25 protein-coding genes and 1 pseudogene are annotated in these 25,898 nt (G+C 39.9%); 19 read left to right on the top strand and 7 right to left on the bottom strand.

All coding sequences use genetic code 11. From position 1 onward, the window contains the following. Nucleotides 1–103 precede the first annotated feature (103 nt). The 3 genes from AC3ISE_RS11950 to AC3ISE_RS11940 all read left to right on the top strand — a co-directional run bounded on the left by AC3ISE_RS11950 (nt 104) and on the right by AC3ISE_RS11940 (nt 4,363). On the top strand, nt 104–1,633 hold the full coding sequence (locus AC3ISE_RS11950; protein ID WP_489221134.1) for an alpha/beta hydrolase: 1,530 nt from the start codon (nt 104–106) through the stop codon (nt 1,631–1,633). Between the two features lie 564 nt (nt 1,634–2,197). Beyond that, nucleotides 2,198–2,677, top strand: coding sequence for a GNAT family N-acetyltransferase (locus AC3ISE_RS11945; protein WP_489221133.1), 480 nt, complete (start codon nt 2,198–2,200; stop codon nt 2,675–2,677). A 168-nt stretch (nt 2,678–2,845) separates the two neighbouring features. Next, entirely contained in the window at nt 2,846–4,363 is a 1,518-nt protein-coding gene (locus AC3ISE_RS11940; protein ID WP_489221132.1) for a LysM peptidoglycan-binding domain-containing protein, read from the top strand. A 94-nt stretch (nt 4,364–4,457) separates the two neighbouring features. Here AC3ISE_RS11940 and AC3ISE_RS11935 read toward each other — a convergent pair whose 3' ends face one another. Further along, nucleotides 4,458–4,943, bottom strand: a complete 486-nt coding sequence (locus AC3ISE_RS11935; RefSeq protein WP_489221131.1) for a hypothetical protein — start codon at nt 4,941–4,943, stop codon at nt 4,458–4,460. Nucleotides 4,944–5,133: 190 nt separating this feature from the next. Here AC3ISE_RS11935 and AC3ISE_RS11930 point away from each other — a divergent pair, with 190 nt between their 5' ends. Beyond that, on the top strand, nt 5,134–6,339 hold the full coding sequence (locus AC3ISE_RS11930; protein ID WP_489221130.1) for an MFS transporter: 1,206 nt from the start codon (nt 5,134–5,136) through the stop codon (nt 6,337–6,339). A 345-nt stretch (nt 6,340–6,684) separates the two neighbouring features. On the opposite strand, the gene AC3ISE_RS11925 is transcribed toward AC3ISE_RS11930, so the two are convergent. Next, entirely contained in the window at nt 6,685–7,236 is a 552-nt protein-coding gene (locus AC3ISE_RS11925) for a GNAT family N-acetyltransferase (protein WP_489221129.1), read from the bottom strand. Between the two features lie 81 nt (nt 7,237–7,317). Further along, entirely contained in the window at nt 7,318–10,380 is a 3,063-nt protein-coding gene (locus AC3ISE_RS11920; protein WP_489221128.1) for an efflux RND transporter permease subunit, read from the bottom strand. 299 nt (nt 10,381–10,679) lie between these two features. On the opposite strand from AC3ISE_RS11920, the gene AC3ISE_RS11915 reads away from it, so the two are divergent. The 3 genes and pseudogenes from AC3ISE_RS11915 to AC3ISE_RS11905 all read left to right on the top strand — a co-directional run bounded on the left by AC3ISE_RS11915 (nt 10,680) and on the right by AC3ISE_RS11905 (nt 13,636). Next, complete coding sequence (locus AC3ISE_RS11915) at nt 10,680–12,536, top strand: LTA synthase family protein (protein WP_489221127.1); 1,857 nt, start codon at nt 10,680–10,682, stop codon at nt 12,534–12,536. A gap of 114 nt (nt 12,537–12,650) precedes the next feature. Further along, the gene (locus AC3ISE_RS11910) at nt 12,651–13,121 is read left to right on the top strand and encodes a DinB family protein (protein ID WP_489221126.1); all 471 of its coding nucleotides are present in this window, start codon (nt 12,651–12,653) and stop codon (nt 13,119–13,121) included. A gap of 44 nt (nt 13,122–13,165) precedes the next feature. After that, a pseudogene (locus AC3ISE_RS11905) lies at nt 13,166–13,636 on the top strand (DUF6886 family protein). Between the two features lie 25 nt (nt 13,637–13,661). On the opposite strand, the gene AC3ISE_RS11900 reads toward AC3ISE_RS11905, so the two are convergent. Further along, a complete protein-coding gene (locus AC3ISE_RS11900) occupies nt 13,662–14,846 on the bottom strand; it encodes a styrene monooxygenase/indole monooxygenase family protein (RefSeq protein ID WP_489221125.1) in 1,185 nt (394 codons plus the stop codon). A 255-nt stretch (nt 14,847–15,101) separates the two neighbouring features. Between AC3ISE_RS11900 and AC3ISE_RS11895 the strand changes: the two genes are divergently transcribed. From AC3ISE_RS11895 to AC3ISE_RS11880, 4 genes are all read left to right on the top strand, one after another. Then, complete coding sequence (locus AC3ISE_RS11895; protein ID WP_489221124.1) at nt 15,102–16,097, top strand: ABC transporter ATP-binding protein; 996 nt, start codon at nt 15,102–15,104, stop codon at nt 16,095–16,097. A gap of 12 nt (nt 16,098–16,109) precedes the next feature. Continuing rightward, a complete protein-coding gene (locus AC3ISE_RS11890; protein WP_489221123.1) occupies nt 16,110–16,898 on the top strand; it encodes an ABC transporter permease in 789 nt (262 codons plus the stop codon). 14 nt (nt 16,899–16,912) lie between these two features. After that, complete coding sequence (locus AC3ISE_RS11885) at nt 16,913–17,707, top strand: ABC transporter permease (protein WP_489221122.1); 795 nt, start codon at nt 16,913–16,915, stop codon at nt 17,705–17,707. Between the two features lie 105 nt (nt 17,708–17,812). Beyond that, complete coding sequence (locus tag AC3ISE_RS11880) at nt 17,813–18,532, top strand: YwaF family protein (protein ID WP_489221121.1); 720 nt, start codon at nt 17,813–17,815, stop codon at nt 18,530–18,532. Nucleotides 18,533–18,594: 62 nt separating this feature from the next. On the opposite strand, the gene AC3ISE_RS11875 is transcribed toward AC3ISE_RS11880, so the two are convergent. Then, nucleotides 18,595–18,717 carry a DUF4023 domain-containing protein gene (locus tag AC3ISE_RS11875; RefSeq protein WP_489221120.1) on the bottom strand — a complete coding sequence of 41 codons (123 nt, stop codon included), beginning with the start codon at nt 18,715–18,717 and terminating at the stop codon, nt 18,595–18,597. A 189-nt stretch (nt 18,718–18,906) separates the two neighbouring features. Between AC3ISE_RS11875 and AC3ISE_RS11870 the strand changes: the two genes are divergently transcribed. Beyond that, nucleotides 18,907–19,584 (top strand): hypothetical protein, encoded by a 678-nt coding sequence (locus tag AC3ISE_RS11870; RefSeq protein WP_489221119.1) that lies wholly within the window; start codon nt 18,907–18,909, stop codon nt 19,582–19,584. Here the strand turns inward: AC3ISE_RS11870 and AC3ISE_RS11865 are convergent. Further along, entirely contained in the window at nt 19,581–19,754 is a 174-nt protein-coding gene (locus AC3ISE_RS11865) for a hypothetical protein (RefSeq protein ID WP_489221118.1), read from the bottom strand. The two genes, AC3ISE_RS11870 and AC3ISE_RS11865, sit on opposite strands and share 4 nt — an antisense overlap. 150 nt (nt 19,755–19,904) lie before the next feature. On the opposite strand from AC3ISE_RS11865, the gene AC3ISE_RS11860 reads away from it, so the two are divergent. Further along, nucleotides 19,905–20,081: a YozD family protein gene (locus AC3ISE_RS11860; protein ID WP_070875964.1), complete on the top strand. Its 177-nt coding sequence runs from the start codon at nt 19,905–19,907 to the stop codon at nt 20,079–20,081. Between the two features lie 104 nt (nt 20,082–20,185). On the opposite strand, the gene AC3ISE_RS11855 is transcribed toward AC3ISE_RS11860, so the two are convergent. Then, on the bottom strand, nt 20,186–21,271 hold the full coding sequence (locus AC3ISE_RS11855) for a DUF2515 family protein (protein WP_489221117.1): 1,086 nt from the start codon (nt 21,269–21,271) through the stop codon (nt 20,186–20,188). 97 nt (nt 21,272–21,368) lie between these two features. On the opposite strand from AC3ISE_RS11855, the gene AC3ISE_RS11850 reads away from it, so the two are divergent. From AC3ISE_RS11850 to AC3ISE_RS11825, 6 genes are all read left to right on the top strand, one after another. Further along, nucleotides 21,369–21,533: a hypothetical protein gene (locus tag AC3ISE_RS11850; RefSeq protein ID WP_165970897.1), complete on the top strand. Its 165-nt coding sequence runs from the start codon at nt 21,369–21,371 to the stop codon at nt 21,531–21,533. Beyond that, the gene (locus AC3ISE_RS11845) at nt 21,533–22,354 is read left to right on the top strand and encodes a serine/threonine protein kinase (protein WP_489221116.1); all 822 of its coding nucleotides are present in this window, start codon (nt 21,533–21,535) and stop codon (nt 22,352–22,354) included. Before AC3ISE_RS11850 ends, AC3ISE_RS11845 begins: the two co-directional genes overlap by 1 nt. Beyond that, nucleotides 22,338–23,108 carry a sporulation protein gene (locus AC3ISE_RS11840; RefSeq protein ID WP_489221115.1) on the top strand — a complete coding sequence of 257 codons (771 nt, stop codon included), beginning with the start codon at nt 22,338–22,340 and terminating at the stop codon, nt 23,106–23,108. The genes AC3ISE_RS11845 and AC3ISE_RS11840 overlap by 17 nt, the downstream gene beginning before the upstream one ends. 262 nt (nt 23,109–23,370) lie before the next feature. Beyond that, nucleotides 23,371–23,658: a hypothetical protein gene (locus tag AC3ISE_RS11835; protein WP_489221114.1), complete on the top strand. Its 288-nt coding sequence runs from the start codon at nt 23,371–23,373 to the stop codon at nt 23,656–23,658. A gap of 105 nt (nt 23,659–23,763) precedes the next feature. Then, entirely contained in the window at nt 23,764–23,988 is a 225-nt protein-coding gene (locus AC3ISE_RS11830) for a hypothetical protein (RefSeq protein WP_489221113.1), read from the top strand. Nucleotides 23,989–24,823: 835 nt separating this feature from the next. After that, nucleotides 24,824–25,864 (top strand): class I SAM-dependent methyltransferase, encoded by a 1,041-nt coding sequence (locus AC3ISE_RS11825; protein ID WP_489221112.1) that lies wholly within the window; start codon nt 24,824–24,826, stop codon nt 25,862–25,864. Nucleotides 25,865–25,898: the final 34 nt, after the last annotated feature.

Genomic DNA, 25,898 nt, shown 5'->3' with positions numbered 1-25,898 from the left:
TTCCTTGTTCAGTTACGTCTTTTGCACCATGTCTATCATTTTCTAAAAGAGTAAACTAGAATTGTTCAGTTTACAGAAAATTCTAAATAAAGGACGTGTTTTTTTGAAAAAAGAAATGATAGCGCTTACTTTATCGGCAGCAATGCTTGCATCTGCGCTGCCAGTCCCGCAACATGCGGTCCATGCAGAAGCCTCACAGCTGCAGAATCTCATACCAGGGGCACAAAATGTTGTTGAAACTTATTTTGACGGGGTGAATGGAAATTATTTAACTACTAAAAATCCTATTCAATATCAAAACGCCACATTGTTTGGAAACTTAGGTCTTGCTCCTTACAATTGGGGAAGTGCTGCAGATGGGACTGGCTGGCATCAAATGAATAAACCAGCCGCCATCAGCGGAACTCAGATTAATGGTGCTTTTGAAGACGCTCAGTTTGTCATACGTGTCCCGGATAACTGGAATGGAAAACTAGTAGTAGCCGGCATTCCTGCTACTAGAAATGAAACATCAACAGATCTTTTGTTCAGCGATTTTGTTCTTGAAAAAGGATATGCGTTTGCAGCGATTGATAAAGGTACACAAGGAGAATTGGACCCTAACGATCCATTTGCCAAAGCGAAGAATGCTCTTGCTGAAAAAGATGATAGTGTCGCAGAATGGCATAAACGTTTCAGGCAGATCACCTTAGCCGCTCAATCATATTTAGAAGAAAATTTCCGCGAGCAGCTTATTTCTGCAAAAGAAAAATCAAATCCAGCTCATCATTTAGTGAGAAAAAATCACAGCGTGCCTACTTATGCTATAGGCATTTCAAATGGGGGATATGTCGTCAGGTATGCCCTTGAGCAAGACGGCCGGGAGAAAAAAGAGAATCGTCTTTTTGATGGAGGTGTAGATTGGGAAGGTGTTCTTTGGACAGAAAAGCAGCCAAACTTAATTTCTTCTCTTACAACAGTCGTCAATCATGCTGAGGATGCCATTTACGGCACTGGAATAGAGAAAGAAAAAGCCATAAAAGAAATGTATAAAGCAGGCCTTCCAAAAGGATCGGAGGAATTGTGGCCGTATCATGATCAGGTATATTGGTTCATTTCGGCGAACATTTACCGGGATCATTTTGACCCTGATGCTCCAAACAGCATTCCATGGAAAAACTACTTAAATTTCACTTCAAGCGGAGTCAGGGACAGAAGCTACGATTCTATTTTTGAAAATTACAAGTATCAAAGCCGTCCGAAAAGCGTGAAAGAGAACATAAAAGAAATTGCCAATACGGGGGATATAGACGTTCCGCTTATCAGTTTTACCGGAACGCTGGATGCGCTGATTTTCCCGGATATTCATGCAAAAGGCTATGAAAAACTTGTTAAAAAAGCAGGCAAGGAAAAGCTTCACCGCATGTATTCGATTGAAAATGGAAATCATGTGGACAGTCTAGTATGGAATACCCAGGCAGACTCAAAGAAAAAGCTGCAGCCTCTGCTTCCATACGCCCATCAGTCATTTGACCTGCTGGTAGATTGGGTTGAAAACGGAAGAAAAGCGCCTGAAAGCAAATCCATTCCTGTTCCAAAGAATGCAACTAAGGTCATTGACATCAAAACAGGGAGAGAGATTGATCCAAAATGAAGCAAGCCAGAATGTTACCACTTTTAAAGTATTAAGGTGCAACAAGTGGCATCATTCGCCATAGTGCTACCACTTTTAACGGTTCAAAGCATCAATAGTGGCATTATTCGCGATAGTGCCACCACGTTTAACGGTTCAAAGCATTAATAGTGGCATCATTCGCGATAGTGCCACCACTTTTAACGGTTCAAAGCATTGATAGTGGCGTCATTCGCCATAGTGCTACCACTTTTAACGGTTCAAATCATCAATAGTGGCATCATTCGCGATAGTGCCACCACTTTTAACGGTTCAAAGCGTAAATAGTGGCGTCATTCGCCATAGAGCTATCACGTTTAACGATTAAAAACATAAATATTGGCATCATTCGCCATAGAGCTACCACGTTTAACGGTTTAAAACATAAAAAGTGGCGTCAGTCCAAATGTGTTACCACTTTCCCAAAAGAAGGAGCTGTCCAAAAAGTAAGTGAAAAATAACTTTCTGGACAGCTCCTTTTATATAGGAGGAGGATTTTAAGTTTTGCAGAATACTAAATAGGTATCACTAACAAAGGAGAATAATATGACCGTACATTTAGTAAAAGCCACAGAATCAGATGCAGCAGCTATTTTAGATGGTCAAGTGCGTGCCTTCACCCCGCTTCTTGAAAAGTATATGGATGCTGATACAAATCCTGCAAATGAGACACTTGAAAAAATCCTATCGAGGATCCATGAGCCAAATGGCGGCTTCTACAAAATCAATTTTGAAGAAACATTAGCAGGAGCAATACGGGTGTATTCAAAAAGCGAGGCATCGAAATTTTGGATAAGTCCAATCTTCATTTTTCCTGAATTCCAGGGACGCGGGATTGCCCAAAAAGCTATGATCGCAGCAGAAACACTGTTTCCGCAGGCCTCAAGCTTTGAGCTTGCAACCATTCTTGAGGAAGAAGGAAATTGTTATTTGTACAAAAAATTAGGCTACAAAGAAACGGGAGTCATGAAAAAGCTGAATGACCGCACATCACTGATTTATTTTAGAAAAGTTTTTAAAGAGTAGTGTCTACCGAGAAAAGATTTGAACAAAAACAAGATTCCGAAAAAGGATCTTGTTTTTTATTTGATTTTTTCTCATAAAAATCCCCACTAAATCCCACTATTCAGATCATATCTTCCAGGAGTATGATTACTTTTATATGTTAAAAGATAACAGAAGGAAGATGAAGCAGTGCGAAAGGTTATTAGCAGTTTACTAGTATTATTCCTGATTTTAAATCAGATGCCTGTTACAGGCAAAGCTGAGTCCAATATTCAGCAAATCGGATCTGTAAAAGGGAACAGTGTCAATGTTTATTCTTCTCCAAAATTGAGCTCGAAAGTGACAGCTGTTCTGCAAAAAGGGGATGAATATCCACTTATTCAATCTGCAGCAGGTGACTCGGCCGATGCGATTACACATAAAGTTGTCAGCGGAAATACGTTATGGAAAATAGCCAATCAATATGGAACGACCGTTCATGAACTGAAACAATTGAATGGTTTAAAAAATGATGCGATCTCCCTTGGACAACTATTGAAGATTCCTCAGACCGTTCAAGTTCACCAAGTGATCTCAGGCGATACACTGTGGAAAATTTCGAACAAATATAAAACAACAGTCAATGATATTACCAAGCTTAATGGTTTAAAGACAACTCAGCTTAAAATTGGCCAAAAATTAAAAATCCCCGTGTATTATTATGAAGTGCAGCTGCTCGGCGGAAAAAAAGGCTGGATTAAAAAATCGCAGCTTCAAGTTAAAAACAGCAAACGTGTTGTGATGGGCTGGAGTTTTAATGGAACAGCCAATACGTATATCCAGCAGATGAAAAACAAACCCAATCTAAATGTTGTCTCACCGCGATGGTTTACGTTAAACCAGTCGGAAACGGGTGTTTCTGTAAAGATGGATTCTGCTTATTCAGATGCAGCACATGCTGCCGGGAAAAAAGTCTGGCCGCTCCTTGGCAACAGCTTTGACCCCATTCTGACAGATTCCATCATAGGGAATCCTCGAAAAAGACAAAAACTAGTTTCTGCGCTTCAAACTGCATTAATCAAAAGCAAAAGTGATGGAATTAATGTTGATTTCGAAAACATTGATATAAAAAACAAACAGGATTACGTATCGTTTATCCGGGAATTAAAAACAGCCCTTAAGCCTCATGGAATCATTGTTTCTGTCGATGTGACAAGAACGAGCGATGATCCATTCTGGTCTGGAAGCTTAGACCGAAAAGAACTCGGAAAAATAGCCGATTATGTTGTGATGATGGGGTATGATGAGCATTGGGGTGGGGGGCCAAAAGCAGGTTCAGTTGCCTCCCTTCCATGGGTAGAAGAAGGCATTAAGCTCCTAATGAAAGATGTTCCCTCACATAAAATCATTCTCGCTGTACCGTTTTATACTAGAGAATGGGTGACAGACTTATCTTCTAACAAATTGAGAAGCATCGACCGCACGATGTCAGAAGTCAACCGGATCATTTCTTCTAAAGGACTTAAAAAAGTATGGGACCCAAAGGCTTCACAATACTATGTCCATTTCACTGAAAAAGGCGAAAAACATCAACTGTGGATAGAAGATAAGAAATCAATTGAGCTTAGAATGAAGATGATGAAAGAAAATCACTTAGGCGGAGCAGCTGCCTGGTATATAGGCTCAGAAACACCGGATATATGGGATGTTTATCATTTTAATGAATGATGGATAGTGAGATGAAAACAAAATACAGAGGGAAACGGATACCAAATGGCACAGCATTTGGTATCCGTTTTTAGTGAATTTAAAGAATTATTCCTTAGTAATTATTCATTGGAACAATGCAAAAATAAATTTGACTTTCTTTATCAATTTCCGGGGTAACCTCTGGTCCATAATCTGTTGAAATGGACATGTCAGCTGAATCAGCGCTTCCAAAATAGGCTTTATAAGCTTTGTCTGAATGAGTTCTTAATTCAAATGAGACATGGGGTGCTTTTTTTCTATTTTTATACTTGACCTGTACCTCAGCATTGGTTTTATACCACGCGTAATTCCCTTTAGATTCTCTTAAGTGGACAACGCCTGCTGCTTCTCCATCATTCATTTCTCTTTTGAAAAAAACAAACAGTTCCCCGTCTGATTGTATTTCCCCTAAAAGATTGCCTGCTGATAAGTCTTCTTCTTTTAGACCATTTTGAATGGCTTCTTCTTTCGTAGCAAACCATTTCAAGTGATCTTCATTAGCAGAACATCCAATAAGCATTGATAGAAAAAATAATAGAACAAGACTCTTCAATCTCAATTTCATCTTCTCCTGTGAAAACTATATTTTATTAAATTATTTCTTTCTCAAAGGTCAAAATCCTTTTAATTGGTATTAATATCCAGACAAACAGTTAAAACTTTTTAATTTCCCAGCTTCATTGTTTGTGATATTATTTAGTGATCCGAAATAAATTTATATGGTATTCAGTTAACTTAGGAGAGATACAATGAATCAATTAACGAAAGCACCTCTTTGGACGAAGTCGTTTGTTATGCTTATGCTTGGAAACTTATTTATTTTTATGTCGTTTCAAATGCTGATTCCCACACTTCCGCCTTATATTAAATCTTTGGGAGCAACGGGTCTGGAGATTGGATTAGTGACGGCTTTATTTTCAATAGGGGCGGTTCTCAGCCGTCCGTTTATCGGGTACATGCTTGAATATAAAGCACGTAAGCCGCTTGTTTTGATTGGAGCTGCCGCGCTTCTTGTGATCACCATTTTTTACCCGATTTCAAATGTGATTCTTATTTTCCTGATGTTCAGGTTCATCCATGGTCTTGCCTGGGGTTTTTCAACCACAGTAAACGGGACGGCAGCCGTGGATGTGATACCAAAATCCCGTCTTGGAGAAGGGATGGGGTATTTTGGTCTTTCTGTAACACTCGGCATGATTATTGCGCCAAGTCTCGGCATCTTTTTATTCGGTGTTACAACGTTTAACAATTTAATCTATATTTCCTGTGCTCTTGGGATCGTTGCGATTATTCTTTTAGCAGCTGTTCGTTACTATACGCCGGAATCGGTCAGACTGACCAAAAAAGAAGATTTGAAATTCTCTTATCTTGGGTCGCTCGTTGAAAAAACAAGCTGGTATCCTGCTTTTATTACAATGATTGCAACGTTCGGATATGGTTCTGTTGTGACATTTATTGTGATTTTTGGTGAAGAGCGGGGCATTGACCAGATTTTCATTTTCTATCTGTTTAATGCGGTCATGGCTTCGATTTCAAGACCAATTGCAGGGAAGTGGTTTGATGAAAGAGGACCTAAAGGGCTGATCGTCATCTGCAGCGCTTTGACCTTTGCAGGTATGTGGGCTCTTTCTTTCTCTCACACCAATGTAGGAATTGCCATTGCTGGTATCTTATTTGGAATTGGATTCGGTTCCCTGCTTCCGACTCTGCAGTCATGGACACTATCAAAAACGCCTGATAACCGCAGAGGTGTGGCGAATGGAATGTTTTTCTCTGCAATTGATTTCGGGATAGGTTTAAGCGGAATTGTTTTCGGCTTGCTGGCTCAATTTCTTGAAACTGCCGTTCTTTTTCAGATTTCAAGCATTTTTCTGATCGTACCTATGATTCTTACTCTTTTAGAAGGAAAGGGAAGAAGGGTGCAAAAAAAACAGACTGCCGCCTCTACTTATTAAACTAGAAGAAGGAGGCTGGGACAAAAGGTTTTCAGCCAAAGAATAATCCGAACTAAAACGAAATTCCAACTTGAATTTCGTTTTAGTTCGGATTTTTTTCTTTGGCTCTTTTCATAAATATTGTTGCTACAGTACTAAATGTTAGAAACCTTAAGTGGATTGCAGCGGAAGGAACTTGACTCCTGCGGGAAATAGAGCAAAATGGGAGACCCCACAGGCAACGCCGAGGAGGCTCCCATGCTCCCCGCGGAAAGCAAGTTCCTGGAGCGGAAAGGAACGGACATTATTTATCATGAAAAACAACAATTTATGGCGAAAATAGCTCTTTCTTTAATGGTTTTCGCACTATTCAATGTTCTGCTTCCATTCTTCAGCAAGCATGCCATAAACGGCATGATCGACAAAATGATCATAGAGCCATTCAGCTTGTCTGATGGTTCCTTCATGCACAAAGCCAAGCCGTTCAGGGATGCTTCTGCTTTTACTGTTCAAAACAGCGGCCCGGATTTCAACTTTGTTCAAATGGTATTCCTGAAAGGCTAGAGCAGTCAATGCTCCGGCAACTTTTGTCATAATGCCATTGCCCTGAAACTCTGATCCGAGCCAATAGCCGATATAAGCCGTTTTGTTCGACCAGTTGATTTGGTTGAAGCCTGCTGTTCCGGCGAGTTCGTCTTTATATAAAATAACTGCATTCAGACTTTTATTTTCTGCATAAGCACGCAGACAGCTTTCAATAAAGGATTTTGTATCCTCCTGTTTTGTTGTGAAATCCAGCCACGGGAGCCATTCACGCAGGTGCTGTCTTGATTGATCGGTGAGGCTGAACAGCTTTTCTGCATCGTTTACATTCATTAATTTTAATGAAACTTCCTCATCTATTTTATGTACGAACAAAGTAGATCCCCCAATCTGATTTTCTATTCTTTTACTATACTATGAAACAAAAAGGCTGCCAATAATAGGCAGCCTTGTCAATTATCCTTTTCTTCTTTTCGCACGGAGCTTATCAACTACTATATATAAAGCAGGAACGATCAGCAGCGTCAGAATCGTTGAGAAGAGGACTCCGGATACGATGCTGATTGCAAGCGGCTTAAATAATGGATCGTTGCTGAACGCTACAGGCAGAAGAGCCACTAACGCAGTAAATGCCGTCAGAAGGATAGGACGTATTCTTGCTCTTCCGGCTTCCATTACAGCTTCTGTACGGTCATAGCCCGCTTTGATCCGCTGTTCAATAAATTCAAACAGGACGACAGAGTTTCGGACTACAATTCCTGCAAGCGATACGATGCCCATTGTTGCCATGAAACTGAATGGAGTCTGTGTCACAAACAGTCCCGCGACAGCTCCGGCTACCGCTAAGTAAACCGTTCCAAGAACAAGCAGCGGCAGGGAAAGGGAATTAAACTGGAACGCAATCGTAATGTAAATCAGGACAAGTACGACTAGGAAGAGGAGACTGATTTCAATAAAGAACTGAGTCTGATCGTCATTTTCTCCGCCAAGTGTCAGGCTGTAGCCTTCATCTGTATATCGATCTTTAAACTCATCCACAATCGCAGCAACGTCTTCTTTAAACGTTTCCGATTCACCCGGATATGCTTTTAGTGTAATGGTCCGTTCGCCATTTTCATGGGGAATCGTTTGATATTGTTCAATTGTATCTGCATCCACAAAGTCACTGAGCGGCGCTGTTTGCGGAACAGGACCTTCTGTTTGTAGAGGAACCTCGATTTCATCAAGCTTTATGCCTTGCTGATGAATTTCTGTATCCTGCTTTATTACTAAATCAATGTTTTCATTATCGGACTTGAAGGTGCCCATAGGGAGGCCTTCTGTTACTAAACGTATTTGATCACTGATGAATTTTGGATCTAAACCATTTTCAGTTAAAGCATCGCGGTCAAGATTATATTGGATTGATGACAGGGGTGCTTTTACATTATCAATAATCAAGCCGTTGTCAGCTTTCTGGATTTCACCCGCAAGCTCATTTTTAATATTATTCAGCTTGTCGAAGTCCTCACCGCTTAATTTTACGGTAACAGGTGCGCCTGTAGGAGGACCCTGTACGATTGTGGTTAAGAAAATTTCTGCATCAGGATATTTTTCCCTGAGGCCGTTTGTGTTTTCTTCTATATATTGATCAGCCGTCACGGCTTCATTATCAATCCGTGCAACAATTTGACCTGTGTTTGGACCTGCGTTTTCAACCGTTTCACTAAAGAGGCCAGGTACGCCGGAACCGGTGAAAATCGCTGTTTCTTCGGTTTCTTTAATCTCAATCAAATCTTTTTCCAGCTCTTTTAGAACACTGTTTGTTTCTTCAAGCGTGTAATCTGTGGGCATTGTGACAGTAACCGTTATTTCTTTTTTATTAGCTGATGGGAAAAACTCAAACGGAACGTAGAACGCCAGCAAAAAGATCAAAGATGTGGCGACAATTCCGCCCACGCCTATAATGACTGGACGCTTTACAATTTTCGCAAGGAGAGTATCCGCGTAAAAGTCCGACAGTTTTTTGAGCGGCTTTCCTAAAAAGCCCGGCTCTTTCTCGCTTGAGCGTATTCTCTTCTTATTTACCGCATATTGATAAACCGGAACAAGCGTCAAAGAGATAATCATAGATGCCACAACCGTTAAGATAAGAACGGATGGAAGCGACCGGATAAAGGAACCATTCGAACCTGACAGCAAGGTAAGCGGCAAGAAGGCAAAAACGACTGCAAGCGTTGACGTGACAATCGATCCCCACACTTCTTTCACGCCATCTTTCGTGGCCTGCAGGGCATTTCCATTTTTCTGAAGCTTATATTGCCGCAAAATATTATCATTGACAACAATGGCATCATCTACCAAAATACCAAGTGCGATGATCAGACCAATCACAGAGATTTGGTTCAAATCAACATCAAGAAACGGCAGCGGTATTGTCCCCAAGGTAATGGATAAGGGGATGGCGAGAGAAACGATAAACGCTCCGCTTAATGTTAATCCAAGAGTTGTAATCAAAATAACGGCAAGCACCGCAATTACTGCCTCTTTGATCAGATCATCAAAAATCGTATCAACATCTGCTTTTTGCGAATAATACGTTTCGAGCTCTACTCCTTCAGGCAAATTCAGTTCATCCTTGATTTCTTTGTCTACTTTAGTAAAAGCAGCGGGAATATCAAGTCCTGAGTCAATCGTAACTGTAAACGAGTAGGCAGGTTTACCGTTGTAAGAAACGATATCTTCCTGGTCTTTTTCCTCAAAAGCCAATTCTGCGACATCACCGACCTCTATTAGCTCTTTCGTAATCGGAGATTGAACGGCCAGCTCCTTAATTTGTTCAATATCTTTATACTGATTCAGCGAAAGGCGGACATTTTCTCCGTCTTGTTTCGTTTCACCGAGTGGGGTTGTTTTATACTCATTATTGATGGCCTCAATAATCGCTGAGACGTTCAGTCCGTTTTCAGCTAACTTATCACTGTCAAGCTTTAAGATGGCTTCTTTTTCTTTAAAACCCTTAATCGTCACGCCTGATACACCATCAAGACCCTGAACTTTTTCTCTTAATGTGAGGATTTCCTCTTGGCTCTCTTTTAATGAGTCCGCATTATCTGCAGTAAACATATAGGAACCGACCGGCAGACCGGTGGCAGCCTTTTTTACTTCAGGATCAAACGCATCCTCTGGAAGTTTTGAGACATTGTCTGAGACTTTTTGTTTAATCTCGTCTGATATTTTTTCAAAATCCCCGCTGTCATCCACTTCAATGATGACATTTGAAAATTCTTGTGCGGAAACGGAGTTCATGCTTTCAATGCCTTCTGAATTTTTGAGAGCGTCTTCTAAAACCTCTGTCACATCACTTTCAACAGCCTCGGCATCCGCACCCGGATAAACCGTTGAAATGGATACAATATTGGCTGAAAACTCCGGCAGTTCGCGTTTTGGAAGCTGATAAAATAAATATCCTCCAACTAAAATAATGACGAAAAATAAAATAATGATTAATTTTCCCCGTTTGAGAAAACTTTCGAACATAAATGGTGTCCTCCTTATTCTTTGGTCAAATTTGACTAAGAAAACTATATCATAAATTTTATTCAATTTTCATTTCTGAATGTGTTAAAGTTTTGTGAAGTTTTTGTATAAGCATAAATCCCTATACAATTAAGGGGTTTACCCCGATGTAAATAATAGATTTCACATACTTTAACTCTTTGTAAAGGAATGTTAAGTTTTTGTTAAATTTGTCTTTATAAAGCTACCTTGTTTTGCTATGATTAACTGAATATAAAGATCTATTTTTTTATTAATCTACGCAAAGGTGTGAATATAGATTGTCATTGATAAACAGAAAGAATATGGTGCTTTTTCTTGTGACCATAGGGGTTGTTACGATTTTTTGGATGTTCAAAACCCTGTACTTTGTAAACGAACTGGAATTATCACCTCATAAGAAATATATCCTGCTTGCCTCTGCCGGTTTTGCTTTATGTTTAACGAGCCTCTTAGTAACTGGAAGATCAAAATTTAAATTCATCACAGCTTTCATCATCTATTTCATTCTATCTTTTCTCCTATATGCGGACGCTGTGTATGAACGGTATTATGATGCTATTTTAAACGTAAAGCTGCTTGGACAGGCTGATCAGTTAGGGCATGTGAAAGATTCGATTATCTCCCTTGTCTATCCGGCCGATTATTATTACTGGATTGATGTCGTACTTTTTGCTGTTTTATTAATCGTCTATTATGTGATCAAACAGGATGAACCCAGAAAAGCTTTCAGCAGAATTGCTTTTGCAGCAGGGGCTGCAGCACTATTGTTCACGTCTTTTTATCCTTTGAAAGACACATTTTCCGATCAATATAAAGTTTCCCTGACAGGCATTCTGCCAGCGCACATTTACGATTTAAAACAAAATATGCTGAAACAGGCTTTTGCCAAGGAAACCTTCCTGAATGACAAAAAACAAGTAAAAGAACTGCAGGCGTACTTTAATGAAAATCAGGAACTGCAGAAAGAGTCACCTTATTACGGTAAATTCAAAGGGAAAAACGTTGTCGTTGTTCAAGCGGAATCTTTAAACACGTTCCCGGTCGGAATGAAAGTGAACGGGGAAGAGATTACGCCAAATCTGAATAAATTGATTGGAGAAAGTCATTATTATCCGAACGCCTATCTGCAAATAGGCCGCGGAAACACGTCTGATGCTGAATTTGTTTCCAATAATTCTTTGTATCCGATGGCGCCTAAAGGTATATATAATGCTTATCCTTTTAACGAATACATGTCACTCGCTAATGTTTTAAAGCGTGAAGGCTATTCAACAAGTGCGACACATGGCAATGATCCCGATTTCTGGAATCGTCATCAGGCTTATCCGGAACAGGGATATCAAACGTTTTATCATAAGAATCATCCGAAAATGAAAGCTGATGAAATGATTGGGCTTGGTATTTCAGATGAAAGCATCTTTAATCAAATGGCTGAGATTTACACGGAAGAGAAAAAGCCTTTCTATAACTTCATTGTCTCGCTGACTAACCATCGTCCGTTTGTTATGCCGAAAGATTATCAATATTTAAATCTTCCAAAAAGATTTGAAGGTACAAATACAGGGCATTATTTGCAGGCTACAAAATACTTCGATGAGACAATCGGTCTATTTATTGAAGATTTGAAAGAGAAAAACTTGTGGGATGATACAATCTTTGTTGTGTATGGCGATCACTATGGACCGCTCCCAATGGATAAAGAGGAAATTGGTAAGCTGCTTGGTGTTGATTTTAATGAAAAAGAACAATTCAACATCCCGCTGATCATTCATCATCCAAAGCAGACAGAGGGAATCGTCAATGAAGTAACGGCGAGCCAGATGGATATCTTTCCAACGATTACGTCATTGCTTGGAATTGATCAGAAGCTGATTCAGTTCGGGAAACCGCTTGATGCTGAACATGAGGGCTTTGCGGGCTTTGCATATGAGACGACCCGCTATTCTTTCTACTCGGATGACTATGATTACATTGCTTCACATGATGGGGTCTTTTCATCTGGTACATGCATTGATAATCAAACTCAAAAAGAAACAGACATTGAGGCATGCAGAGAAAGCTATAACAAGTTGTATAAAGACATCGAATTATCTACGATGTTTTTGGAAAATGATTTAATTCACAAGCTATATTAACCTATTGAATCAGCTGCTTTATTCTAACGGATAGAGCGGCTTTTTTCTTGTAGCGGGATGGGAATTAGCCGATAATTATCTAAAAGAGGAATTTGATGGAGAGGAGTCTGGTTCTTGAATCCATATGTTAAAAATGCCTTGCACCAAATTGAAGTGGCGATTGATACGATTATTAAAATCATTGATACGCTAGAAGAAAGTGATTTGATGAAAAGGCCGACAGCTGACAAGCATTCAATCGGAGAACTGCTCGAACACTTGGCAATGATCTGTCAAGCAGATCTGCTCATATCTGAAGGAGCAAGCGGGGAAGAGATGACAGCCTTTTATTCTGCATCTGCATTAAAGAATCTTCAAGATTTAAAAGGCGAGCTAATTAAGAATTACGGTATTTTAGCAAGACGGTTCAGTCAATATAAGGAATCTGATCTTCACCAGGAAGTGACTTCCTATTGGGGAACAGCCTATACCCGGTTTGAATGGCTGCTGGAAATTTCAGCTCATCTGTATCATCACCGCGGTCAGCTGCACGCGATGCTCGTGCATTGTTATAAGAGTGATCCCGGGGTTATGTTATTTGAATAGAACGGGAAGTACTTATATTCAAGGAATAGGAGAGACAAAAGCAAATGCTGTACCATTTTAGTGAAGATCCCTCTATAGATCTATTTAAACCGCGGCAATCAGCCATTTTTCCAAACCTTCGTCCAGTTGTCTGGGCCATTGATAAGGAGCACGCGCTTCATTATTATTTTCCGCGTGATTGCCCAAGGGTTATTTATTGGAAGGGCGAGGACACGAACGAAGAGGATTCAGCCAGATTCTTTGCAGAGAGCCGTGCAGATAAGATTATTGTTATTGAAAACTCATGGCTTGAACGGATTCGCAGGACAAATTTATAAGGATACTTTGTATCATTTGAAGAAGAAGTGCCGATTAATGTTGAGCCGGCAGGAGATTTAATAGAGAAGATTTTGAAGGAAAACGCCGAGCTCAGGTTTACTCCAAACTTATATCCAATCCGCAATCATATTCTTTCATCTTCCTTGGATTTTTCCATTAATCGCTTTCGCAATGCCGCTAAATTGAAAGAAGGGTGAACCCCGCGGTTCACCCTTCGCCTTATTAGCCTTTGAATTTTGCTGCTTGAAAAATATCCTGATAAGCAGTGCTTGGATCAGCAAACCAGCCGGCAACTCGATCGGCTTTTGTCTGATCCTCTGAACCTTGAAGGAGCTGTTGGGTTACATGCTCGGGCATTGGCATTGTCATCGCGTTTGTCCATTCTGTCACTTGCTTGACAAATGGTTTCGTTCTCTTCCAATATGACTCCCCTAGCTGTGCATTCCAAGGATCATTTTTGAATTCAATCAATGTCTCATAGATTTTTTCAGCGCAATAAGAAGAAAGATTGCAGCCTTGTCCTGTAATTGGATCATTCAGAAACACGCTGTCTCCGCACCCAACTGCCAATTTATTTTTTATTAGGGTATAAGGCTTTCGAATAACGGGTGTGATCGCCGTTTGAAGGTACCCTTTTTCGTCATTCAATGCAAAGTTTGCCTTGTCCATACGGCTTGCAATTTCCGGGAAAAAGTCTTCTAAAACCGCCATCATTTTTAGAGTGAATTCATCTGATGATCGGATTGCTCTAAAAACATCTAATTTCCTGTCTTGAATGGCCATAACAAACAAGATTGTTATTGGCCCATGATTTGTTAATGCAGGTATTTCAAACATTTCGCCTTCCCCAGGCAGAATGGCTACATTTATTCCTTGAGGTGTAAGCGGCTCTATGCCTTTAAAGTATCCAACGATGCATTTTCTATGAGGTATATGAAAGGGTGATAACTCTCTTTCAACAGGAAAGGGGAAAAGGGGACCATTTTTACCAGTACAGTCAATAACCAAGTCAAACTCTTCAATTAATTCATGGATATTCTCATCATTAATTTTTTTAAATAGAATATTAACCTTACTTGATTCTAGTTCCTCCATGCAATGGGAAAAATAGAAGCGCTGATCAACAGAAAGTGCAGGTTCAGTAAGCATTCCAGCAAACAGCTTTTGCTGCCCGACGGTTATATGGATGCTTTCAATAATTGTTTGTGTACTCCATTTTGGCATGGAAAATCGACTTTCTCTTTCAAGTGTGGACCCAAAATGCACTTGTGTAGACTGAATTCTGCCATTTCTGATCTGTTCGGCTGTGCGATGAGAAATCACTGTCACATCAAAATCTTTTTTAAGAGCATAAGCCAGATGAAGACCTGCTGTACCGCTGCCAACTATACAAATCCGCCTATTCATGCCTCTCACTCCTCAAATTCACGGTTAGTATATATAGTGAATTTTACCATTTGAACAACTTTGTCACATTCTACTATAGTCGGATTTTGTACAGGGATTATTGGCTGGAGAAAAAACTGCGTACATCTATTTATCTACTAAATACAGTTCGATTATTCCATGTAAGCGCATAAAAAATGATTTACAAAAATTTCAAATCATTCTATAATTTTATAGTTAAATAGAGACTCTGATTCTGAAAGGGGGAATTAAACGGTGATTGAAGTGAGAGATTTAAAGAAGGAATATAAGCTGGTGAAACGGGATCCGGGTCTTAGAGGCGCGATGAAATCCCTTTTCAAACGGACGTATGTGACGAAGACAGCGGTAAAAGGAGTCAATTTTAAAATTGAAAAAGGGGAAATGATTGGCTATATCGGCGCTAATGGAGCAGGAAAGTCGACAACGATAAAAATGCTGACAGGCATTCTGACGCCTTCTTCCGGTGAAGTAAAGGTAGGAGGAATTGTTCCCTATAAAAACAGAAAACAAAATGCAAAGCAGATTGGCGCCGTTTTTGGCCAGAGGACCCAGCTGTTTTGGGATATTCCAGTTTCTGAGTCGTTTGATTTGCTGAAGCACATTTATGAGGTTCCGGAAGAGCAGTACCAGGAGACACTGGGGCTATTCACAGAGGTGCTTCAGCTAGAACCGCTGCTGTCCATTCCCGTGAGACAGCTGTCATTGGGGCAAAAAATGAGATGTGAGCTTGCAGCTGCATTTTTGCACAGACCTGATGTCGTTTATTTGGATGAGCCGACCATTGGTCTTGATGTTGCAGTAAAGGTGAGAATCCGCAAATTTATAAAAGAAATGAATGCGCGATTTGGAACGACTGTTCTGCTTACCACACATGACATGCAGGACATTGAAGAAATCTGCAATCGAATCATTATTATCGATAATGGTGCGATTTTATATGATGGGGATTTGCATGCCATTAAAGACAAGTTTGCAGCGAAGAGAGAAATCCATTTTGAAGTAAAAAATGTGCAATCGTTTTCATATCCCCAGTCTATAAAAGAACGGGTGGAAATGAGCATGATTGATGAAGAACAGCAGCAGAAGGTGATACTTGCTTTTTCACAAAAGCAAATCTCTGCATCAGAAGTGATTTCAGCCGTTTTTGCTGAAAATGAAATTATCGATCTTTCATTAAATGATCCAAAAATAGAGACGATTGTGGAAGAAATATATAATCGCGGACTTTAGGGGGTGTGAGAGTTGACAAAATACTTAATGTTCGCCAAATCCCAAATGCAGATCAATACAGCTTATTCTGCATGGTATTGGGCCGGAACAATCTCATCTGTCATGCGCCTGATGATTATGTTTTATTTCTGGCATGCCGTATATGCGGGCAAGGACACGATACAAAATTTGACGCTTCAGGATATGCTGACCTACATCGTTGTTGCGATGTTCATTCAAGGCTATGTATCAGGTGCAGGCAATGAGCTTGCACAAGAAATTAGACATGGAAACATTGCCATTGAACTAATGCGGCCTTATGATGTGATTTTTAAACTGATTTTTATGGACTTTGGAGGGAAAATCACTCACTTATTCAGAGAAACCCTTCCGCTGATGGTCATCGCATTTATCTTTATACATATTACAATGCCTGCTTCGCCTGAAGCTGCGATTTTATTTGTAATCAGTGCCGGTCTTGGCATTTGGATTGGAACATTTTTTGATTTGATGATCGGGATTGTCGCATTTTGGACAGTAAACGTATGGGGTCTTCGGGTTTTGAAAGAAGGGGTTATTACATTTTTCTCAGGAGCGCTCGTTCCGATTACTCTTTTTCCAGGATGGCTTGAGACAATCAGTTCTTACTTGCCGTTTCAGGCGATGGTATTCACGCCTGTATCAATATATACAGGGATTATTGATGGGCAAAATGCATATCTGGCCGTACTGATCCAGCTTGGATGGTGCCTGGGGATGTTCCTTTTCATGAAGATGATTTGGGCTCAGGCAATTAAAAAAGTAACGATTTTTGGCGGGTAAAGGGGGGCGGATTTATGCTGAAACGATACGCAAAGCTATATTATATTTTTGCTAAAAATCATATAAAAGTAATGATGGAGTACAGAGTGGATTTTTTTATCGGTGTGATCAGCGTGATGCTGCAGCAGTTTGCAAGCATCTTCTTTGTAAAAGTTGTTTTCGACCATATTGAGCAAATCAATGGCTGGACGTTTTATGAAATCTTATTTATCTATGGCATCGCAGCTGCGGGAAGATCACTTCATCATATTTTCTTTGACAATTTGTGGACCCTTGGCTGGCAGTATGTCCGCCCGGGGCAAATGGACCGTCTCCTGATCAGACCGATTAATCCGCTGTTCCATGTATGTGCTGACAGACTGCAGCAGGATGGCCTCGGGCAGCTTGCGATCGGAATCATTATCTTGGCAACTGCTTTTCCGCATTTGGACCTTGCATTCGGGGCGATGGACTGGGTCATGCTTGTTGTAATGATTATCTCAAGCGGTCTGATCTACGTCGCCATTAACTTATTCTTTGCCACGTTTTCGTTTTGGATGGTTGATAGTCTTCCTGTTGTCTATGCGGTTTTTAATTTAAGTGAATTTGCGAAATACCCGCTTACCATATATAACAAAACCATTCGCGTATTTCTGACATGGATCATTCCTTATGGTTTTACCGCCTTTTATCCGGCAGCTTGGTTTTTGGACCGAAATGGATACACATTTGTCGGTGCACTCTCTCCTCTGGTGGGAGTAGGGAGCATCGCACTTGCATATGTATTCTGGCTTTACGGTCTTCGGGCATATGCGAGTACAGGAACGTAATAGAGGATTCTGAGCTGACTTTGGGTCAGCTCTTTTTTTGCGCTGCTTTTCAGCATAGACTATTGGCTATTGCCGCAAACTAATGAGAAAAACGGAGTGGCATGAATGAACGAATACTTTCAGCACGACCCTAGGCTTGAAGATTTCCGTTTGTTTTCAGCGGAACATATATGGACATTGGCTATCATCCTTTTTTTGACTGTGCTTCTAGTTGTTTTTAAGGAAAGGGTAAAATTAATAAGAGGCCCCGTCCGTATTGCATTAGCAGTTCTTCTTTTTCTTTCCATGTTTGTGCAGCAGCTGTGGCTGATAAGCGAAAGGGCATGGACACTCAAATCTTCACTTCCGCTTCAGCTCAGTGATCTTGCTGTTCTCCTGGCCATCATTATGCTGATGGCGAAAAGCTTCAGAATGTTTCAGTTTCTGTATTTCGCGGGAATCGCAAGCTCGATTCAGGCCATCCTTACACCGGACCTTGGGCCGTTTTCTTTTCCGCATTTTCAGTATGTCGTTTTCTTTTTGTCACACGGAGGAGTGATCCTCGCATGCGTGTTTATGATAGTGGCCTATCACTTTCTTCCATCCTGGCGCTCTTTGTGGATTTCGGTGCTGATTGTCAATGCATACGCCGGCTGTATTTATCTTTTTAATAAGATTATCGGCTCAAATTATTTATATATCATGAAAAAACCTGAGAATGCCTCTCTTTTAGATTTCCTTGGGAATTGGCCGTGGTATTTGCTGTGGATGGAGGCTATTATGATTGCGAGTTTTCTCATCCTATTTAGTTTTATAAAGCTCAAAAAATCACCTTCAGTTAATTGAAGGTGATTTTTTGGGATCCTTATCTGTCTGTCGGAGCTACACAGGCGATTCCGCTTTTCGTATTACTTATTCGTCTTATTAGGCTTTTTCTTTCCCGGGTTTCCTTTGCCCTGGTGCTGTCTGTTTTGTTCGTCTTTTTGCTGTTTTTCGTGTAAGTCTTGAACGAAATCAGTTGTGTTTTCCATAATTAATTGACCTCCCTTGAATGCTTGCTTATTTTTACTGTCTCCAACTGTCGTGAAAAAATGAGTCACCCTGAGTTGAAATTGGATATTATTTTAGAAAATCCTTTGTTGATTTGCCTATTACGCATTGGTGTTGAGCGGCATATACTATTCTAACTTTTATGAATCGCGGCAGAGGAGGATCTTTTAGTGAACAAAAAAATTCCGAAGTATAAAGTCGGTGATATTGTCGTGATTGTTATGTATAGTACGGTCGGAACGGTCACAAACGTTCATCAAATCGATCAGCATTATCTATATGAAGTGAATCACAGCGAGATTTTATACTTTGAAAACGCGATCCAGCTTTACTCAGAATACAACGGAAAAGTCATTGATTCCGAAAAAATAGAAATTGAATTTCAATATCATATTGGAGATATTGTACAAGTAAAGGGCTATGATGAAGAATTGTTCAAGGTCGTCGGATTTCGGACAGAAATCTGGAGATATACAGAGGATGGCTGGGAAGATATTATCTATGAGCTCATGCGCATCAACGACGGGGAATGGCTTGAAGCATCAGAGGAAGAGCTTGTGTTCGTTATGGGGAAAAAACAGGCAGGAACATTTGTGCAGCAGCTGAGCCTGATGCATATTGTTTCTCCTGAAAGCAAAGCGATGGAACAGCTCCTTGCCAAAGAAAAGCTGCCAAAGCAAGAACCGGCGGCTCGCAAAGCAAAACGAAGCAAAAGAGATATTGTTGATGAACTTCTTGATATATATAACGATTATTTATCATTGTACGAAATATTTGGCGATGCTGAGTATAAAGAAATGATGGATTTTATCATCGATAGTTTAAATAAATATACAAAGGATCACTAAGAAAGCAAGGAAATCAGCAAATAAATAAAAAACGGCACACACCCGAAGATCATGGCCCCCTGCAGGAATTTAATCGTTTGCTCAAGCAAATGATCAAATCCTTCACCGTCTAAAAATTGAAGGAAGCTGTTTTCATTTTCTTTTTTTGAAACCGCTTGTACGTTTTTCATTTCATTCATCTCCTTTTTGGCTTGTCCATTTACTTTCATGGTATGCAGGAAGGGACAGATTATGAACAAGAAAATTTATCGAAAGCTTAGTCATTCCAGACATAGTTTTGAAAAATGGGACATATAAACAATTACTAAGGGGGCGATGTTGTGAAAGAAATTGAAGTTATTATTGATACAGAAGAAATGGCAGAATTCTTTTACAATGAGCTGACGAAAAGGGGATTCATTCCCTCAGAACTAGAACTGGATACAATAGCAGATATCGCATTCGATTATTTACTCGAAAAATGCATAATTGATGAAGATTTGGAAGACATAGAATAAACGACGAGAGTTCTCGTCGTTTTTTAAGTTTCAAGCAGGCATAACAGTTCTGTGCTTTGATGTCTGGCGCAAGCGCAGGCGATACCGCTTTTCTAATTAACAATTCATAAAATTTTTTTCGTAATCAATTGGAGTGAGCTCAGTTTAAGCAAATCCATTTTTACATTCTTTGTCATGTCCTTATAAGTGCCTGTTTGCTGAAATGCGTCAAAATCTGAGATCTGCTTTGTATTTAGCAGCCAATCGCTGTATCTTTGAAAAGAATGTGGAACATCTTCCCACGCTTCCTGCAGTTTTGGGCTCTGAATTTTAAGCTTCTCTTTATTTGGAGTGAAGAGGTGAGGCCAGTAGTCGCTTCTGGATCCTGTATGTGGCGTATGTTTTGAAAAAAACAAGGCCTCCTTAAAGACGGCTTGATGGAAGAGTGTTTGATAAAGCGTCTTGCCTATTTTGATTCTTGCTTCAGGCTTAAGAAAGTTTTCTACTTCCGTGCCTGCAAGCGAATATTTAGGATCATAAAAATGTTTTTTGTAAGGGAAGACAACCTTTGTAAGTCCGCATTTTTCCTGCACGGCATAGGGGAATGTTTTCAAGATGGAGGAGTTTGACACCAGCTGTTTCTCCACATAATTTTGTTCGTTTGTAATTAAGGCAAGGGTAAGAACGTCAGATTGTCTCTTTTTAAAAAACAGCTCCCACATTGGTTTCATAAACCGCGAAACATTTAATGCCTGCAATAAATGAAAAAGAGGCCGCCCCGATAAAAGGCTTTTTTCGTATAACAGCAGCTGTGGATAGGCATCATGGAAAATGAGGGCGTTAGCAGTTTCAAGAAATTGAAAAAGAGCGGCTATTTCTTTTTCAGGCAAAAACTGCCCGACGATGCCATTTTTCAAATCGGTCATGCTGTAGCCCCCGTTTCTTGACACCATATGTGCAAGAAATGCCCAATGAATTTCAGGGTGTTTGATATAAAAATCTAAATAAGCTTTCGTTCTTGTCACGTTGTTCCTGTTCAGCGCGGCAGTCTGTGCTTTAATCTCCTGAACAGCAAGTCTTTCCTCACCATATAGTACAAGGGGACTTTTCATTTTTAAAGACTCTGACAGAGTTTTTTCCAGGTTTACTTTTTCTGCATTGGGTAAAAGGACAGGTAATGCTTTTTTCTTAAATAGCGGGAGGATATTCATAATAGCCAGCTCCTATATCCGTGCCTCCTACTTACATATGAAAAAGCTGAAACTTTTGTTCTTATGAAACGTAGTAAATAAGGAAAGAGGGATCAATATGTTAAAAAAACTGATCAAATCATTTTTAGGAAAAAAATCACATCGCAGATACAGCAGCAGTGACCGCAGGAACAGACATTACGCAAATCCTGCTAAATATGGCCACAAGCATTATAAGCGGAAATCTGGATCAAGCCGTTTTTCAAGATCCTACAGCAGTTAATGATCAACCTGTTATTAAAATATGGGGAAAGGCCTTTAAAACCAGGCAAGACGATTAACAGCAAATATCTCATAAAAAATGTGCTGGGCAAGGGCAGCTATGGCATTACGTACCTTACAAAAGATCTTCATGATCAAAAGCATGCGGTTGTAAAGCAGCTTAGAGCGTATAAAGCCCGTACTGGCAAAGGGCTGCACTCGTTCATGCGGGAGGCAGATATTCAGTCAAGCCTGTGTCATGCTGCATTTCCCGATTTTTACGAATCCTTTCAATGGGATAAGAAACATTTTATTTCAATGGAATATGTAGAAGGCGAGACCTTCGAGGATATAATATTTATTAAGAAAGAATCATTCGGAGAGAAGGAATCCTTTCATATATTGTTGAAAGTATTAAAGGCTGTAAAGATTCTTCATGACAATGGAATTGTTCACAGGGATCTAAGAATACCGAACATTCTCATGAAAAATCAATCTGTTCATATTATTGATTTTGGATTAGCAAGAAGACTGAGTGATTCTAAAGAAGTCTGTAAATTGGAAACAAAATACTCCGAAGAAAAGGTGCTTTTCAGAGAGGTTTCCTATCAAAGCGATTTTTTTGCTTTGGGACATTTCGTGCTTTTTTTATTGTATTCAGGCTATGTTCCTTCTTCGGAAAAGAACAGAAGCTGGGAAGACGAACTTGAATTATCAGCACTCGGCAAAGAAATTATAAAACGGATGCTCAAACTTCTAAAGCCATATGATTCAATCGATGAGCTTATGGAGGAAGTATTGAAGTGTGCGGATGGGAGAGAGCAGAATGTCATTTTTCAATAAAATTCTTTCAAGTGTGGGAATAGGTGCAGCAAAGGTGGATGCACGTTTAGCTTCTGATAAAATTGTTTTGGGGGAAGAGCTGAAAGGGATCATTCACGTTCAAGGCGGAAACATCGAACAGCAAATCGATGAAATCTATCTCTCTCTTCAAACAACCTATTTAAAAGAATCAGATGATAAGAAATACCATCAGACTGCCACCATTACAAAGGTGAAAATAAATGAACCGTTTGTGATCATGGCCAATGAAATTAAAGAAATTCCTTTTGCTTTTCCATTGCCTGCTGATACACCGATCACCCTAGGCTCATCAAAGGTTTGGCTTGAAACAGGCCTTGATATTAAAGGCGCAGTTGACCCGAGTGATAAAGACTTTTTAGAGGTGGCAGCGCCGCCACTCGTGCAAACCATCTTCTCCGCACTGAGAGACCTTGGCTTTAACCTGAGAAAAGTAGAAAACGAGGCAGCTCCCTATCATTTGCGAAAAAGACTGCCATTCATTCAGGAATTTGAATTCTATCCAACCGCAGGGCCATTCCGCGGGAAGCTTGACGAACTTGAAGTCGTTATTTCTAATGTAAGCCATCAGGGCATAGAATTGCTGCTCGAAGTAGATCGCCGGGCAAGAGGACTTGGAGGCTTTTTATCAGAAGCACTCGAAATGGATGAATCACTGGTAAAAGTCATGATCACCAACCAGGATCAGGCAGCAATCAGGAGAACGCTTGAAGATGTCATTCAGCGGTATAGTTAAACAAAGTGACAGCAGTGAAGAATTTTTCACTGCTGTTTTTTATGTCTGTTTTTGAATGGATTTTTGTTTTCGATTATAAATGTTGTCCGTTGCTTTCCGAGGCGAGGATCAGGAAATACTGCTCCATTTTAAGAGAACAGACAAAAAAAGAGCAGTCCGAAACGAATAGTATAGTAAGACAATTCATTTCTGACTGAATGAAAACAATTTGTCATTAACATTAGATATTGTTAAAGCGTTACAATTTAAGGAGGATGCAGCCATGATCTACGAAATTGAAATCGGCACAGAAAAAGGAAAGTTATCTTTAGTTACTCTCGGAATAGAGAAAAAAGATGTCATTAAAAGCCTGCAGACTGACCGCTTTTTTATCGGCTACACGCATACAGGCCTTACATTTGGGTTAAATGCCAATGAAATTGTGTCATTTGATATTCAAAAAAGAGAAACGGTCTCAAGCATGCTGGCAGCAGCTCTTACAGAGGAATACGGCGTAGAAACTGCTGAAAAGTTTCCGTATTTGTCTTCGACACTATTAGAAACAGTTTAAACTCGGGCAAAAACAACCGCAGATTAATATCGACAAACTATATACATAAAGAGAATCGAAGCGAGCTCCGTGCTTCTTGTAAAAAGGGAAGGGTTGAAAGTGGATATGAGTGAGAATCTTTGGACTAGAAAGTATACAGTATTGGATAAAACGCGGGAGCAATTAATCAAGGACCTGGAAATTCAGGCTGCTTATTATCCTTATATAGATGCTGCTAAACAGCGGATTCAGGACACGGGGAAATTTGGACCGGTTCATGATGCAGCAGACCGCTTCCTTCAATATTTAGAGGAAGAATATAAGTCTGTGGAAACGCAAACAACTGAATAGACCGGCTGAAGGCGTTTCTATTTTTAGAAACGTCTTTTTCTAAGCACAAAACAAAACGCTGTCTATGTATACAGAACATAAACAGCGTCTTATCTTGAATCAAACATATTCACTTTTTTGTTCTTTCCTTTCATACTAATAACCATTCGTTGCTTTGAATCAATTGATTTCTTTCAATTAATGTCTTGCACGGATTCGATCAGTTTATTCGTATGCTTTTTTGATTTCCCCACATGCCCACATGGTGCGAAAATAGGTTTCACGGGCTATTTTCATCTGCATCATGATCTTAGCATGCTTCGCTCACCGTCGTCATTGGAATCATCCCCTCAGTCAGATTTCCGTTTCCCCGCATATCCACACATCTCAAAATCAGTTTTCACGGGCTGATTTTTTGCCAGATGTGATTCTGATATGCTTCGCTTACCGTCGTCATTGGAATCACGCCTTCCTATGAGTGAGTAAATTCATCTTAACAAAATCTTAACAATAACTAAACATTCAGAATAATCTGTATAAGGTCAAAAGAAGCGATTACAACTGGTTAATCACCCAATTTCTCTGTTTTTCGTAGTTTTTCAAGGTTTTTTATTATTTTTTAGAAAATAGTGACCTCCAAGATCGATAGGACAGAGAACATGTAATTTAAATAAATCATGTTCTAAATAATCAATTAAAGGTAAGATTCGCACACAATGAGCGAATGCATAAATACATTGCACGTTCAGTAATCAAGTAAATTGATCATCGGGGCCGGGCCCTGAACAATTCATTGCTAATACGGACAAAGGTTGATAAAATTAACTTAAAATTCAGAATACAATGGAGGTTTTCCATGCCGGCAGAAGCTGCTGTACGTCCCTTTACAGAAAGTGATATTGGAAAAACGGCTTTATCTGAAAGTTTTAAGATTGATCTTCGCACCTATACGGAGGAAGAAAAAGACGAGCTTTTTTCAGCAAACCTGGTGCGGGATTGGTCGCTCCTTACGTGGAAGGACGTTGGAAAGCCATATGAAGTCAAAACATATGCTAAAGATCGAAAGGAATGGGAAAACGAAAATCAAAAGCCGATGCCCGTTCATACATCCTGGCAGTACTTTAATAAATCGTTCCATGAATGGTTTGTAAAAGATGTACCTGAAGAAATGAATGCTTTAAACGATGAACTGAAGAAAAACTTTGCTGCATTCCGTCCGGCAGAGGTTAAGGAAGTTCTAGGTAAATCTATGAAACTCAGGCTTTGGAATTATATTCACCGCATTGAAGATGGCATCTGGGATCCGCGGGGGAAAAGAGCTTTGTTTGAGGGGCTGCATGTATCAAAGCCAAGAATTCTATTTTTAGGTGCTGCAGAAGGCTATGAGGCGATGCAGCTTGCTGCCATATATCCTGGCGGTGAAATTGTCATGGTGGACTATGATCCTTTTTGCAGGGACGGCCGGTTTGCCGAATTTCCTGAGCATTATCCTTTTTTAGGTGAAAACCCTTTGACCGGCGCACCAAAAGTTTGGTATAAGAAGGATTTTACTATCACTTATCTAGTTGAAGATATTCGCAATCTTCCATTTGGAAAGGAATTCGATATCGTTATCAGTGTTGGGATGATTGAACATTTTCCGGATGAGCAGAAACCAGAATCGATTGATTGGCACAGAAAGTTTTTGAAAGATGGAGGATATGCGATTTTAACAACTCCAAGAGCTCAGCTGAAGTCCAAATTATATTATCAAATAATGGCTGATGTCATGAACCATACGTACAGGGAGTTAATGACGATTCAACAAATGGGGCTGTATGTTTATGAAAGCGGTTTCGATATCCTGAGACACGGTTTTATTAAAGTCCATAACGGCATAATTGCCAGACCGCGTTAAAGAAAAGGGGGAAAGAGTTGCTGTACTCTTAGCT

Source organism: Metabacillus sp. KH_069 (genome assembly GCF_057838075.1).
This window is presented reverse-complemented; position numbering and strand designations above follow the sequence as displayed.

What these genes read in the sequence shown, in the direction of transcription:
- AC3ISE_RS11855 (WP_489221117.1), bottom strand. Translation starts at nt 21,271, where the DNA reads ATGAATATCCTCCCGCTATTTAAGAAAAAAGCATTACCTGTCCTTTTA.
- AC3ISE_RS11880 (WP_489221121.1), top strand. Translation starts at nt 17,813, where the DNA reads ATGAACGAATACTTTCAGCACGACCCTAGGCTTGAAGATTTCCGTTTG.
- AC3ISE_RS11825 (WP_489221112.1), top strand. Translation starts at nt 24,824, where the DNA reads ATGCCGGCAGAAGCTGCTGTACGTCCCTTTACAGAAAGTGATATTGGA.
- AC3ISE_RS11920 (WP_489221128.1), bottom strand. Translation starts at nt 10,380, where the DNA reads ATGTTCGAAAGTTTTCTCAAACGGGGAAAATTAATCATTATTTTATTT.
- AC3ISE_RS11835 (WP_489221114.1), top strand. Translation starts at nt 23,371, where the DNA reads ATGATCTACGAAATTGAAATCGGCACAGAAAAAGGAAAGTTATCTTTA.
- AC3ISE_RS11945 (WP_489221133.1), top strand. Translation starts at nt 2,198, where the DNA reads ATGACCGTACATTTAGTAAAAGCCACAGAATCAGATGCAGCAGCTATT.
- AC3ISE_RS11930 (WP_489221130.1), top strand. Translation starts at nt 5,134, where the DNA reads ATGAATCAATTAACGAAAGCACCTCTTTGGACGAAGTCGTTTGTTATG.
- AC3ISE_RS11850 (WP_165970897.1), top strand. Translation starts at nt 21,369, where the DNA reads ATGTTAAAAAAACTGATCAAATCATTTTTAGGAAAAAAATCACATCGC.
- AC3ISE_RS11845 (WP_489221116.1), top strand. Translation starts at nt 21,533, where the DNA reads ATGATCAACCTGTTATTAAAATATGGGGAAAGGCCTTTAAAACCAGGC.
- AC3ISE_RS11830 (WP_489221113.1), top strand. Translation starts at nt 23,764, where the DNA reads ATGAGTGAGAATCTTTGGACTAGAAAGTATACAGTATTGGATAAAACG.
- AC3ISE_RS11865 (WP_489221118.1), bottom strand. Translation starts at nt 19,754, where the DNA reads ATGAAAAACGTACAAGCGGTTTCAAAAAAAGAAAATGAAAACAGCTTC.
- AC3ISE_RS11840 (WP_489221115.1), top strand. Translation starts at nt 22,338, where the DNA reads ATGTCATTTTTCAATAAAATTCTTTCAAGTGTGGGAATAGGTGCAGCA.
- AC3ISE_RS11885 (WP_489221122.1), top strand. Translation starts at nt 16,913, where the DNA reads ATGCTGAAACGATACGCAAAGCTATATTATATTTTTGCTAAAAATCAT.
- AC3ISE_RS11875 (WP_489221120.1), bottom strand. Translation starts at nt 18,717, where the DNA reads ATGGAAAACACAACTGATTTCGTTCAAGACTTACACGAAAAACAGCAA.
- AC3ISE_RS11900 (WP_489221125.1), bottom strand. Translation starts at nt 14,846, where the DNA reads ATGAATAGGCGGATTTGTATAGTTGGCAGCGGTACAGCAGGTCTTCAT.